Genomic DNA, 13,147 nt, shown 5'->3' with positions numbered 1-13,147 from the left:
AGCTATAGAAATGGGATTGCTACATTATCATAATTCACATTTGTATAGTCCAAAAAATAAATCAAACTATCCAAAAGTTCATTTGCTAAGTCTACTTCTAAATCACCCAAACCAATAGCAATTCGTCCATAATCATGTTCTTCATCAAATATATGAATATGCGGTGTTTCTATATCATCATGAGGAGCACCATTGCAATCTAGGCGAACCAAAACACCTTTTAGACTATGTGACATCATTTGATAAGTGAGGTTCTGCCGATTCAAATGACCTTTTCGATTGATAATCAATTCAAATTTTTCATTCTTATCCGAAATACAATACAGTCGATATTTTCGCTGTTTTCCTACATCAGGAAATTGTATAGTTTTCTGTTCTAATAACTTAATACAATTCAATAATTCTTGAAAATGATTTAATTCCATTAACTCTACTTCAATTAAAAAAGCTCATAGTAGAAGTCTATAAGCCCACTCCTTATACCTGTTCGCCTTGTCACATCCAAGAGAGGTAGGCAATCCTATTAATTCCATTATACCTTTTTTAGCAGATAATTCAAGATTTTTTCACTTTTTTAAAAATATTTTTAATATAACGGTAACCAATCGCCAAAATCATATCGAGATTATAGTAGGCGACATTTCGCTGAACACTTCTATTCCCCTCATTTTGAACTGTCAACTTATAGTTGACAGTTGCCTCTTCCGATAATTCTCCATCTTCAAAAATAGCCTTGATATGTTTACTAATGTTTTGCTTGGAAGTTTGAAAGAGCTCAGCTAGTTCTTGTTGGGTCAGCCAAACCGTTCCATTATCCAAGTGGAGTTCAATAGCAGACTCCCCGTCATCAGTTCTATAGAGAATCACATCATTTGCCATAGCTCAGCTCCTCTACAATCTTGTCTATCTCTGCACGCAAGTGGTCAATCTTGGCTACAGTTTCTGCAATTTCTTGATTGAGCACATCTATATCAATCTTCTCACGTGTGTCTTCTTGTTCGACATAGGTTGAAACAGATAGGTTGTAATCTTGCTCTGAACCAATCACATCATTATCAACGAGAGCAGATTTATAGTCAACATTTTGATAATTAGAGAATAATTCAACTATATGTTCGATATTGCTATCCGTCAAAACATTGTTGTTAGTTTCTTTTTTGAATTCCTTACTCGCATCGATAAAGAGCGTTTTGTTCTCTAGTTTATTTTTTGCCAAAACCAAGATCGTCGTTGCGATAGAAGTTCCAAAGAAGAGATTGTCTGGAAGGGAAATCACTGCTTCAACAAAGTTGTTATCTACTAGATACTGACGAATGGTCTTTTCAGCTCCTCCACGATAGAAAATTCCTGGAAAACATACAATAGCTGCTCGACCTTTATTGGACAAGTGATTGAGACTATGCATGATAAAGGCAAAGTCAGCTTTTGACTTAGGAGCTAGCTTACCAGCTGGCGCAAAGCGGTCATCATTTATTAGAGTTGGATCTCCATCTCCCACCCATTTGACAGAATACGGAGGGTTAGAAACGATAGCATCAAATGGCTTTTCTTCTAAATGCTGAGGATTTAAAAGGGTATCTCCTCGCTTAATATCAAAGTTATTGTAGTTGATATTGTGTAAGAACATATTCATACGAGCCAAGTTATAGTTGGTCATGTTAATTTCTTGACCAAAGAATCCATCTTCTAGAATATGGTCTTCATATTGTTTTTTCATTTGAAGAAGGAGAGAGCCTGAACCACATGTTGGGTCATAGACCTTGTTAATCTTGTCCTTGCCGACCATGACTAGTCGAGCTAACAATTTAGAAACAGTCTGAGGTGTGAAAAATTCACCCCCACTTTTTCCTGCATTACTTGCATAGTTGGAAATCAAGAACTCATAAGCATCCCCAAATGCATCGATGTCATTTTCCTCAAAGTTACCAAAGTTAATGCTATTGATACCATTTAGAATGTCAGAAAGTCGTTTATTTTTTTCTGGAACAGTTCCACCAAGGATATTGCTTCGTGTATCCAAGTTATCAAACAAACCTTTGATATCATCTTCTGATTTGAAGCCAATGGCTGACTTTTCAATATCTTGGAAAATATTGGCCAAGTCTTCGTTTAAGTTTTCATTTTGCGAGGCATTCTCAACAACGTTTTCAAATAGTTGACTCGGAAGGATAAAGAATCCCTTATCCTCAACTGTCCCTGGTTTAAAATCTTGCTCAGCTTCTTGGTCACTCAATTCAGCATAACGGAATTCTAAGTCGCCAGCTTCATGCTCAGCACGGTCAAAATAGTCTGCCATATGCTCTGAAATAAAGCGATAAAAAAGGATACCTAGGATATATTGCTTAAAATCCCAACCATCTACAGCACCACGAACATCGTCCGCAATCGCCCAAATCTTACGATGCAGTTCCTTGCGCTCTGCATTTTCTTTACTTGCCATTTTTACTTCCCTTATTAAATAAATGTATTATCTTTTCTATTTTATCATATTTTAATAAAACCCACTCGAACTAGGAAGGACGAGTGGGTTAGAAATGTTTTTAGATTAAGATTTTACAATTTTATTCTATAAGTTCAATTATTTTTTGATTTTATTAAGGTAGTAGAACATCTTTCATACCATCCTTATCATCACTCTTTATAAATACAACATTTCGTTTTCCTGTTAACTCTACCAATTTTTCTTTACCAAGAATGATTGCAAGATTCTTAATAATCGAACGTTTAGCTGGTTCATCGTAATAAGTAAAAATAAATCTATAATCATACTTTCCATTTCCTGCTAATTCAAAACATTTTTGAAATATTTCTTTATCCAAAGGGTCAATCGAGTGACCAAAAACAATGATATTCTTAGATGCATTGTAAGGTACATCAATTTCATTTTCTTTAAATTCTATATTGGGCTCGAAAAACGTTTCATAATCATTCCCAGTCTCCTTAACAACTCGTTGATAGTATTTCTGATAAGGAATCAAATCAATATTAACATCGTTTTCTTTATCCTCAATTCCAAAAACCATATTATTTACGCGACTAATAGTCCTGTCCAAATCAATTCGTCCATGTATAAAATGAGTTTTCTTCTCAGAAGTCCCGTAAAGATGACCTGAGGTGTTTGTATAATTAAAGTTTAGAACAGAAGAATTTGACAAATCTGATATTGCATCTAGGGCTGTTAGACTTGCTTCAAGCCTTTGAATATCAAAATCAAGGTAGTCCAAATAAGACAGATAAATTTCTAGCAGTTCTGTTAATAAATTTAACTGTTCGATAAAGATATAATTTAATTTGTTCAATACCAAATCTCTATCCAAAAACTTCCATTCATAGTGACTGTAGAGCGGAGCGAATACCTCTACAATAAAGTATTTTGCGCTGAAATTAGTTTCATTTTTCAAACTATCTCTACTTTTTCTAATTGGATGTATATCTGATGAATCATATAGTAATTTCATATTCTCTTTAAAATACATTATTGCATCCGCGAGTTGGGAAATCATTATTTCAAGATTAGACCAATTATCTCCAAGGGTATCTTTGTTTTCGGTGATAAATTTCAAATATAAATTATCTTTGTATTTCTCAATACTAATACTTTTGGCTTGTAGAAACTCCTGTAACTTCTCATCTGGATTAGAAAATAATTGTTTTTCAAACTCAACAAAATCTGTATACTTTGTTTTTCTCCCCATAGCGATATCAAAGCCATTACCCAGAATGAGAATAGTATTTGCCATGAATTTTTCTCCTACACATTATAGATAATTACTTAAATTATAGCACGAATCTACCAAAAAATTTTATCCTGCTACTTGTATCTCTTCTTATACTTTCACTTTTTTCTCCTTCTTACTTAGACCACTCAAGCGTCGCTTACTGTCTCGGATTGTATTGAGGTCCTTGAGAAGTTTGGCTAGGTGTTCTTTTTCAGGATAGGCTTCTGCGCTGGCTGCGGTATAGCGCATAAAGAGGTCGTAGCTAGTTGAAAGTTCGGTACGGAGTTGTCTGGTCTTTCCGACTTCCTTGGCAGACTTAGAAGCACGCGCCTTACTCTCCACTTGATCATATTCCTATTGAGCATTAGCCACCGCCGTCAGCAGTAGAATACTTTTAAATTTATGTAATTGCGATAATTCGAGACTTAGAACACATATAAACCTTAGTAAACGAATCTATTCTAAATCTCGAAGGCCTGTATTCCCATCTATTTCTCAGCAAAAACACTCATTCCCCCTTTCTCCTCCAAAATATGGTATAGTAGAATTATACTATCTATGAGGAGTTTACATGTCACAGGATAAACAAATGAAAGCTGTTTCTCCCCTTCTGCAGCAAGTTATCAACATCTCATCGATTGTCGGTGGGGTTGGGAGTTTGATTTTCTGTATTTGGGCTTATCAGGCTGGGGTTTTACAGTCTAAAGAAACCCTCTCTGCTTTTATCCAGCAGGCAGGTATCTGGGGGCCACCTCTCTTTATCTTTTTACAGATTTTACAAACGGTCGTCCCTATCATTCCTGGAGCCTTGACCTCGGTGGCTGGCGTCTTTATCTACGGTCACATCATCGGGACAATCTACAACTATATCGGAATCGTGATTGGCTGTGCCATTATCTTTTATCTGGTGCGCCTCTATGGAGCCGCCTTTGTCCAGTCTGTCGTCAGTAAGCGCACCTATGACAAGTATATCGGTTGGTTGGATAAGGGTAATCGTTTTGACCGTTTCTTTATCTTTATGATGATTTGGCCCATTAGTCCAGCTGACTTTCTCTGTATGCTTGCCGCTCTGACCAAGATGAGTTTCAAGCGCTATATGACCATCATCATTCTGACCAAGCCCTTTACCCTCGTAGTTTATACCTACGGTCTGACCTATATTATTGACTTTTTCTGGCAAATGCTTTGACACGTAAAAAATCCGTTTGGTTTCCCAAGCGGATTTTGTGCTTTATTTTGAAACTTCTTTTGCAAGAACAAAGTTCCCAAGAGTGGCAGAACCATTTCCCGCTACTGCTGGCGTTACAATGTAATCACGCACATCTGGTACTGGTAGGTAGCCATTAAGAAGAGATGTAAATTTCTCACGGACACGGTCCAGCATGTGTTGTTGAGCCATGACCCCTCCACCAAAGACAATCACGTCTGGGCGGAAAGTCACTGTCGCATTGACCGCAGCTTGAGCGATATAGTAGGCTTGGACATCCCAAACAGGGTTGTTGAGTTCAATATTTTCCCCACGTACACCTGTACGAGCTTCCAAACTTGGACCAGCTGCATAGCCTTCCAGACATCCCTTATGGAAAGGACAAACACCCTTAAACTCTTTTTCAATATCCATTGGGTGTCTAGCAACATAATAATGACCCATTTCAGGATGACCCATACCACCGATAAACTCACCACGTTGGATGACACCTGCACCGATACCTGTACCGATTGTGTAGTAAACCAAGTTTTCGATACGACCGCCAGCATTGTTACGGGCAACCACTTCACCATAGGCAGAGCTGTTTACGTCTGTAGTGAAGTACATTGGCACGTTGAGGGCACGACGAAGGGCACCAAGCAAGTCCACATTTGCCCAGTTTGGTTTTGGAGTCGTCGTGATAAAGCCATAAGTTTTTGAGTTTTTATCAATATCAATCGGACCAAATGACCCAACTGCAAGACCAGCAAGGTTATCGAATTTTGAGAAGAACTCGATGGTTTTATCGATTGTTTCGATTGGAGTTGTTGTTGGAAATTGTGTTTTTTCTACAACGTTAAAGTTTTCATCACCGACAGCACAGACAAACTTTGTACCGCCCGCTTCCAAGCTTCCATATAATTTTGTCATGATAAACCTCTTGTTTTTATTTTCTTTATTATAGCATATTTCGAAAGTCTAAATTTCTCTATTTTTTAGATTTTCCTCTGTAAATCTTACCATTCAAGCAAAAACGAACAAACATGTCATTTGTTCGTTTTCACATTAGAGAGGATTGATTAGATTTTCACTTCGATCACAGCATCCCCCTTCGCAACTGAACCTGTTGCGACTGGAGCTACTGAAGCGTAGTCAGCTGTATTTGTAACGATAACCATTGTTGTATCATCAAGTCCAGCTGCAGCGATTTTGTTTGAGTCAAATGTTCCAAGAACATCACCCACTTTAACCTTGTCACCTTGAGCAACTTTTGCTTCAAAACCGTCACCATTCATAGACACAGTGTCAATACCAACGTGAATCAAAACTTCAGCACCATCAGTTGTTTTCAAACCAAAAGCGTGTCCTGTTGGAAAGGCAATTGAAACTTCAGCATCAGCTGGTGCATATACCACACCTTGACTTGGTTTCACAGCGATACCTTGTCCCATAGCTCCGCTTGAGAAGACTGGGTCATTGACATCAGCAAGAGCGACAACATCACCAACGATAGGAGTTACAAGTGTTTCATTTTGAAGAGCTGCTGGAATGTTACCAGTTGTTTCTTCTTGGACCAAACGTTCTGTCGCTACTTCAGTAGCAACTTCTTTTTCATCCTCATAACCAAACATGTAAGTAAGAGCAAAACCAAGTGCAAATGATACAGCTACCATAAGAAGGTATTGGGCAAGTTGTCCGTTACCAACATAAAGCATTGTACCAGGGATGATGGTGATACCACTACCATTACCAGCAAGTCCAAGGATAGAAGCCAATCCACCACCGATTGCACCAGCAATCAATGAGAGGAAGAATGGTTTACGGAAGCGCAAGTTCACCCCGAAGATAGCAGGCTCTGTAATACCGAGGAAGGCAGAAAGAGCAGCTGGGAAAGCAAGTGTTTTCAGTTTTGGATTTTTAGTTTTAACACCAACCGCAACAGTCGCAGCACCTTGAGCTGTCATAGCCGCAGTGATGATAGCGTTGAATGGGTTAGCATGGTCAGCAGCAAGCAATTGCACTTCAAGCAAGTTGAAGATGTGGTGCACACCTGACACGACGATCAATTGGTGAACCCCACCAATCAAGAAACCACCAAGACCAAGTGGCAAGCCAAGAATTGCTTTTGTACCAATAAGGATATAGTTTTCAACAATGTGGAAGACTGGTCCGATGACAAAGAGTCCAAGGATAGACATGACCAAAAGTGTCACAAATGGTGTTACCAAGAGGTCAATGACATCTGGAACGACCTTGCGGACAGCTTTTTCAAATTTTGCTCCGACAACCCCGATGATGAAGGCTGGAAGAACGGAACCTTGCAAACCAACAACAGGGATGAAACCAAAGAAGTTCATAGCCGTTACTTCACCACCTGAAGCGACTACCCAAGCGTTTGGAAGTGAGCCAGAAACAAGCATCATACCAAGAACGATACCAACGGCAGGATTTCCACCGAATACACGGAAGGTTGACCACACAACCAAACCTGGCAAGATGATGAAGGCTGTATCTGTCAAGATTTGTGTGTAAGTTGCAAAGTCTCCTGGAAGTGGCATTTCAAGAGCATTGAAAAGACCACGCACACCCATGAAGAGACCTGTCGCTACGATAACTGGGATGATTGGAACGAAAACGTCACCGAAAGTACGGATAGCACGTTGGAACCAGTTCCCTTGTTTAGCAGCTTCTGCTTTCATGTCATCTTTAGATGATGTTGGTAAACCAAGTGCAACAACTTCATCGTACATTTTGTTTACTGTACCAGTACCAAAGATGATTTGGTATTGACCTGAGTTAAAGAAAGCACCTTGAACTTTTTCCAAGTTCTCAATCACTTCTTTATTGATTTTTCCTTCATCTTTGACCATGACACGAAGACGAGTCGCACAGTGAGCTACACTGTTGACATTTTCACGTCCACCCAAGGCATCGATGACTTTTTTTGCAATTTCCTGATTGTTCATTTGCAAAAATCTCCTTATATAAAATTTTGTTCTTGTTTGAAAGCGATTTTATCCGCCCTACGACTATTATTTTATCATGTTTTAGAAATATGTCAAGCGTTTTGCAGAAAAATATTCTATCCACTTAATAGAAACGCTTTAGATTGATTGTTTTTGACTGTTTTATCAGGTGTTGCTTGAAAAAATAAGTTTAAAATCTTGGTTAAAAAGGCTTTTGCTTCATTATCTTTCATATTTTATTGAAAAGTGGATTGATTTTCTGCTTTTTATTTGTGATAAACGTTTGACAGTTTTTTCTCTTTTTTAACATAAAAGGCTTGCATTTTTTATCGAAAACGGTTACTATTAAAAGTGATAAGATTTTTGGAGGAATGAAAGAATGGAATGGACAACTGAGCGTCGTTACAGACTTTATCAAGACTGGACGCAAGAAGAAATTCAAAATATAAAAGAAAATATGGCACAATCTCCATGGCATACTCATTACCATGTTGAGCCAAAAACAGGACTTCTCAACGACCCAAATGGCTTTTCTTACTTTAATGGAAAGTGGATTGTTTTTTATCAGAACTTTCCTTTTGGTGCAGCCCACGGTTTAAAATCTTGGGTGCAATTGGAAAGCGAGGACTTGGTTCATTTCACAGAAACTGGAGTCAAAGTTTTGCCTGACACTCCATTAGATAGCCACGGTGCCTACTCTGGTTCTGCCATGCAGTTTGGCGATAACTTATTCCTATTCTATACAGGAAATGTCCGTGATGAAAACTGGATCCGTCACCCTTACCAGATCGGTGCTTTGATGGATAAGGATGGCAAGATTACGAAGATTGACAAGATCTTGATTGACCAGCCAGCAGACTCTACTGACCACTTCCGCGATCCGCAAATTTTTAACTTTAAAGGTCAATATTATGCTATCGTCGGTGGACAGGACTTGGAGAAAAAAGGCTTCGTCCGTCTCTACAAGGCTGTGGACAACGACTATACAAACTGGCAAGCTGTTGGCGACCTTGACTTTGCTAACGACCGCACTGCCTACATGATGGAATGCCCAAATCTAGTCTTTGTAGGCGAGCAACCTGTCCTTCTCTACTGCCCACAAGGATTGGATAAAGATGTTCTAGACTACGATAATATCTATCCAAATATGTATAAAATCGGGGCTTCCTTTGACCCTGAAAATGCCAAAATGGTAGATGTGTCTCAACTCCAAAACATGGATTTTGGTTTTGAAGCCTATGCAACCCAAGCATTCAACGCTCCTGATGGACGTGCTCTAGCAGTTAGCTGGCTTGGTTTGCCAGATGTTTCTTACCCATCTGACCGTTTTGACCACCAAGGAACCTTCTCTTTGGTCAAAGAACTAACTATCAAAGATGGCAAACTCTACCAATACCCAGTCGCGACTATCAAGGGCCTTCGTGCTTCTGAAGAAGCCTTCTCAAACCGTACCCAAACCAATAACAGCTACGAACTTGAACTCAACTTGGAAGCCAATAGTCAGAGCGAGATTGTCTTACTTGCTGATAAAGAAGGCAAGGGACTTGTAATCAACTTTGACCTTGTAAACGGTCAAGTGACAGTGGATCGTAGCCAAGCTGGTGAACAGTATTCTCAAGAATTTGGGACAACTCGTTCTTGCCCAATCGATCATCAGGCTACTACTGCTACAATTTTCATCGATAACACTGTCTTTGAAATTTTCATCAATAAAGGAGAAAAAGTATTTTCTGGTCGTGTCTTCCCACATGCGGATCAAATGGGGATCCTCATCAAGTCTGGAAACCCAACTGGAACTTACTATGAATTAGATTATGGTCGCAAAACTAACTGATGTCGCAAAACTCGCAGGCGTCAGCCCTACTACCGTTTCTCGTGTTATCAATAAAAAAGGTTATCTATCTGAGAAAACTATTCAAAAAGTAAATGAAGCCATGCGAGAATTGGGCTATAAACCCAACAACCTGGCTCGTAGTCTGCAAGGAAAATCAGCTAAGTTAATCGGCTTGATTTTCCCCAATATTTCCAATGTTTTCTATGCAGAATTGATTGATAAGCTGGAACACCAACTCTTCAAAAATGGTTATAAGACCATCATCTGCAACAGTGAGCACGATTCTGAAAAGGAACGTGAATACATCGAAATGTTAGAAGCCAATCAGGTGGACGGCATCATTTCGGGTAGTCACAACTTGGGAATCGAAGACTACAATCGCGTGACGGCACCAATTATTTCCTTTGACCGAAATCTGTCACCAGATATTCCTGTCGTCTCCTCTGACAACTACGCTGGTGGGGTTCTCGCAGCCCAGACCTTAGTCAAGACAGGTGCTCAGTCTATCATCATGATTACAGGGAATGACAATTCCAATTCACCAACTGGACTACGCCACGCTGGTTTTGCTTCTGTACTCCCAAAAGCTCCTATTATCAATGTTTCCAGTGACTTTTCTCCAGTCAGAAAAGAAATGGAAATCAAGAATATCTTGACCCGTCAAAAACCAGATGCCATCTTTGCTTCGGATGATTTGACTGCTATTCTAGTCATTAAAATTGCTCAGGAACTGGGAATTTCTGTCCCGGAAGAGCTTAAAATAATCGGCTATGATGGCACCTACTTTATCGAGAATTACTATCCTCATTTGACGACTGTGAAGCAACCTTTGGAAGAAATTGCCTGCCTCACTGTTGACCTACTCTTGCAAAAGATTGAAGGCAAGGAAGTCGCAACAACTGGTTACTTCTTACCAGTTACTCTATTATCTGGAAAAAGTATTTAAGTACAAGAAAACTCAGACCAATTCGTCTGAGTTTTTTATGATCTTAAGTTTTCTAGATAACGTTGGGCAGTCTCGAGATTAAAGATTTTATCTGCAATGAGGCGCTCGACTATGGGAGCTACCTCGGATTCACTAGCACCTGCGAGAAGTGCCAAGGATTTGGCCTGCAATTTCATGTGGCCTTGCTGAATCCCTGTACTCACCAAGGCTTTCAGGGCTGCAAAGTTTTGGGCAAGCCCGATAGAAACGATAATCTGAGCTAATTCTTTGGCAGAAGGATTTCCCAGTAGTTCGTGACTAAGGGCTACACGAGGATTGAGGCCGATAGAGCCACCCTTGGTTGCTACAGGCATAGGAAGAGTCATTTGACCAACCAATTCTTCTGTCTCCAAGTATAGACGCCAAGAGCTGAGACCTTGATAACGGCCATCTCGACTTGCAAAAGCATGGGCCCCGGCTTCGATGGCACGCCAGTCATTACCAGTGGCAATCAAAATGGCATCAATACCGTTAAAAATCCCTTTATTGTGAGTAGCAGCTCGGTAAGGATCAGCCTGCGCAAACTGACTAGCCAAGGCTATCTTCTCTGCAATCTCTCGTCCTTGATCCTTTTGGCGGCTCAAGTAGCGAAAGGCGATGCGACAGCTTGCAGTCACCAGAGAATCGGTCGCGTAGTTGGACAGGATTCCCATAAGACTTTGCCCCTGACTGAGTTCTTCTAAGACTGGTTTCAAGGCTTCCAACATGGTGTTGAGCATATTGGCACCCATGGCTTCCTGGGTATCGACATGAAGATAAACGACTAAAAAGTCTGTTTCGCCTTTTATCTGCTCGACATGCAGATCACGCGCCCCGCCCCCGCGTTTAACAATGGAAGGATAGGCTTGATTGGCAAACTCCAAGAGTTCAGCCTTCTTGCTAGCAATCTTCTCTTGAGCTTGTTCAGGATCAGCAACTTGATAAAGGGCTACCTGCCCAATCATTTGGCGCTCATGAACCTGTGCAGTAAAGCCACCTGAACGCTTGATGATTTTACTGGCATAGCTAGCCGCAGCAACCACGGACGGTTCTTCTGTCACATAGGGAACTGTGTATTCCTGACCGTTAACGAGAACCTCTGGGACCAGCGAATAAGGTAAAGAAAAAGTTCCCACCACATTCTCACTCAGCTGGTCTGCAACAGTCACACTCATCTGTTCATCCTGCTCCAAACTCCCTTGTCTCTCAGGACTAAGGAGCGCCTGAGCTTTTAACAGCTCGAGGCGCTCTTGGTATGATTTTTTAGAAAATCCATTCCAACTTATCTTCATTATTTTTCAACCTTGCTATAACGGCGTTGGTGGTCAACAATTTCAACCAAGGCAAAATCTTGATTTTCATAGCCAGCAAACTGGGCAGAATTTGTTTCATCTAAGTCTACTTCCTCAAAGAAGACTTTTTCATAGTCAGCAACAGACAGGGCAGTTCGTTGGTTGAGCTTATTCAAACGGTCTTTATCCAGATAAGCTTCATATCCTTCAACCAATTCACCACTGAAGAACTCAGCCACAGCACCACTTCCGTAACTATAAAGGGCAATTTTATCCCCAGCCTTCAAGCTATCTGTATTTTCCAAGAGAGACAAAAGTCCAAGGAAGAGGGAACCAGTGTAGATATTCCCCACCTTTTGACTGTAGAGAATAGACTGGTCAAAGTGGTTTTGCAAGAGGTCTTTTTTCTCTTGAGGCAGGCTCTTATCCATGATTTTTTTCAAGCCTTTTAGCGCTAATTTAGGATAAGGCAAGTGGAAGCAAACAGCTGCAAAATCATCCAAAGTAAGCTGGTAGCGTTTTTGGTATTCAAGCCAAGTCGTTTTCAAACTATCCAAATATTGTTGGGTAGAATAGACACCATTTACATAAGGTGTTGTCGAGTAATTTGGACGCCAGAAATCCATGATATCACGGGTCTGAGCCACATTGTCATTATTAAAGGCCATAATGCGTGGATTTTGTGTAATTAACATAGCCACACTTCCAGCACCCTGAGTGGGTTCTCCTGGAGTTTCAATACCGTACTTGGCAATATCACTAGCAATGACCAATACCTTGGACTCTGGAGAATTTTCCACATGCAATTTGGCATAATGAAGGGCCGCTGTCGCTCCATAGCAGGCTTCTTTAATCTCGAAACTACGAGCAAAGGGCTGGATGCCCAGCAAACCATGCACAAAGACGGCTGCAGCTTTACTTTGGTCAATTCCTGACTCAGTAGCTACAATGACCATGTCAATTTCTTGTCTCTCTTGCTCAGTTAAAATAGAATCACTTGCACTGGCCGCCAAGGTCACGATATCCTCAGTTAGGGGCGCAATACTCAATTCCTTGAGCAAGAGTCCTTTGCTTAATTTTTCAGGGTCAATTCCCCTCGCTTCTGCTAAGTCTTGTAATTTCAAGACATATTGACTGGTCGCAAAACCAATCTTATCAATACCGATTGTCATATTTACCTCTG

The 13,147-nt window shown here is 40.3% G+C and carries 10 protein-coding genes and 2 pseudogenes; 3 read left to right on the top strand and 9 right to left on the bottom strand.

Annotation, left to right across the window (positions count from 1 at the left end; all coding sequences use genetic code 11):
- Positions 1 to 2: 2 nt before the first annotated feature.
- The 5 genes and pseudogenes from D8845_RS03415 to D8845_RS03395 form a co-directional block, all read right to left on the bottom strand.
- On the bottom strand, positions 3 to 425 hold the full coding sequence (locus tag D8845_RS03415) for a DUF6978 family protein (protein ID WP_081102769.1): 423 nt from the start codon (positions 423 to 425) through the stop codon (positions 3 to 5).
- A gap of 169 nt (positions 426 to 594) precedes the next feature.
- A pseudogene (locus D8845_RS03410) lies at positions 595 to 879 on the bottom strand (cell filamentation protein Fic); the annotation flags it as partial.
- A complete protein-coding gene (locus tag D8845_RS03405) occupies positions 869 to 2,440 on the bottom strand; it encodes a type I restriction-modification system subunit M (RefSeq protein ID WP_125452482.1) in 1,572 nt (523 codons plus the stop codon). The gene D8845_RS03405 and the pseudogene D8845_RS03410, both read right to left, overlap by 11 nt.
- A gap of 154 nt (positions 2,441 to 2,594) precedes the next feature.
- Positions 2,595 to 3,740, bottom strand: a complete 1,146-nt coding sequence (locus D8845_RS03400) for an AbiH family protein (protein WP_125452481.1) — start codon at positions 3,738 to 3,740, stop codon at positions 2,595 to 2,597.
- Positions 3,741 to 3,827: 87 nt separating this feature from the next.
- A pseudogene (locus tag D8845_RS03395) lies at positions 3,828 to 4,103 on the bottom strand (DUF6261 family protein); the annotation flags it as partial.
- Positions 4,104 to 4,290: 187 nt separating this feature from the next.
- Here D8845_RS03395 and D8845_RS03390 point away from each other — a divergent pair.
- Positions 4,291 to 4,908, top strand: coding sequence for a TVP38/TMEM64 family protein (locus tag D8845_RS03390; RefSeq protein ID WP_000076170.1), 618 nt, complete (start codon positions 4,291 to 4,293; stop codon positions 4,906 to 4,908).
- A 42-nt stretch (positions 4,909 to 4,950) separates the two neighbouring features.
- Here D8845_RS03390 and scrK read toward each other — a convergent pair whose 3' ends face one another.
- Both scrK and D8845_RS03380 read right to left on the bottom strand, forming a co-directional pair.
- Complete coding sequence (gene scrK / locus D8845_RS03385; RefSeq protein WP_125452480.1) at positions 4,951 to 5,838, bottom strand: fructokinase ScrK; 888 nt, start codon at positions 5,836 to 5,838, stop codon at positions 4,951 to 4,953.
- 149 nt (positions 5,839 to 5,987) lie between these two features.
- Entirely contained in the window at positions 5,988 to 7,874 is a 1,887-nt protein-coding gene (locus D8845_RS03380) for a sucrose-specific PTS transporter subunit IIBC (protein WP_125452479.1), read from the bottom strand.
- A gap of 379 nt (positions 7,875 to 8,253) precedes the next feature.
- Here D8845_RS03380 and D8845_RS03370 point away from each other — a divergent pair, with 379 nt between their 5' ends.
- The gene (locus D8845_RS03370) at positions 8,254 to 9,708 is read left to right on the top strand and encodes a sucrose-6-phosphate hydrolase (protein WP_125452478.1); all 1,455 of its coding nucleotides are present in this window, start codon (positions 8,254 to 8,256) and stop codon (positions 9,706 to 9,708) included.
- Complete coding sequence (locus tag D8845_RS03365) at positions 9,689 to 10,654, top strand: LacI family DNA-binding transcriptional regulator (RefSeq protein ID WP_125452477.1); 966 nt, start codon at positions 9,689 to 9,691, stop codon at positions 10,652 to 10,654. The genes D8845_RS03370 and D8845_RS03365 overlap by 20 nt, the downstream gene beginning before the upstream one ends.
- Positions 10,655 to 10,689: 35 nt before the next feature.
- On the opposite strand, the gene D8845_RS03360 is transcribed toward D8845_RS03365, so the two are convergent.
- Positions 10,690 to 11,964, bottom strand: coding sequence for a hydroxymethylglutaryl-CoA reductase, degradative (locus D8845_RS03360; protein ID WP_125452476.1), 1,275 nt, complete (start codon positions 11,962 to 11,964; stop codon positions 10,690 to 10,692).
- Positions 11,964 to 13,136: a hydroxymethylglutaryl-CoA synthase gene (locus D8845_RS03355; protein WP_185757357.1), complete on the bottom strand. Its 1,173-nt coding sequence runs from the start codon at positions 13,134 to 13,136 to the stop codon at positions 11,964 to 11,966. Before D8845_RS03355 ends, D8845_RS03360 begins: the two co-directional genes overlap by 1 nt.
- Positions 13,137 to 13,147 lie beyond the last annotated feature (11 nt).

Origin of the sequence: Streptococcus mitis, assembly GCF_003942865.1 — a bacterium.
GTDB classification, from domain to species: Bacteria; Bacillota; Bacilli; order Lactobacillales; family Streptococcaceae; genus Streptococcus; species Streptococcus mitis_BI.
The sequence above is the reverse complement of the archived record's forward strand: the minus strand, read 5'-3'. Positions and strand labels throughout refer to the sequence as shown.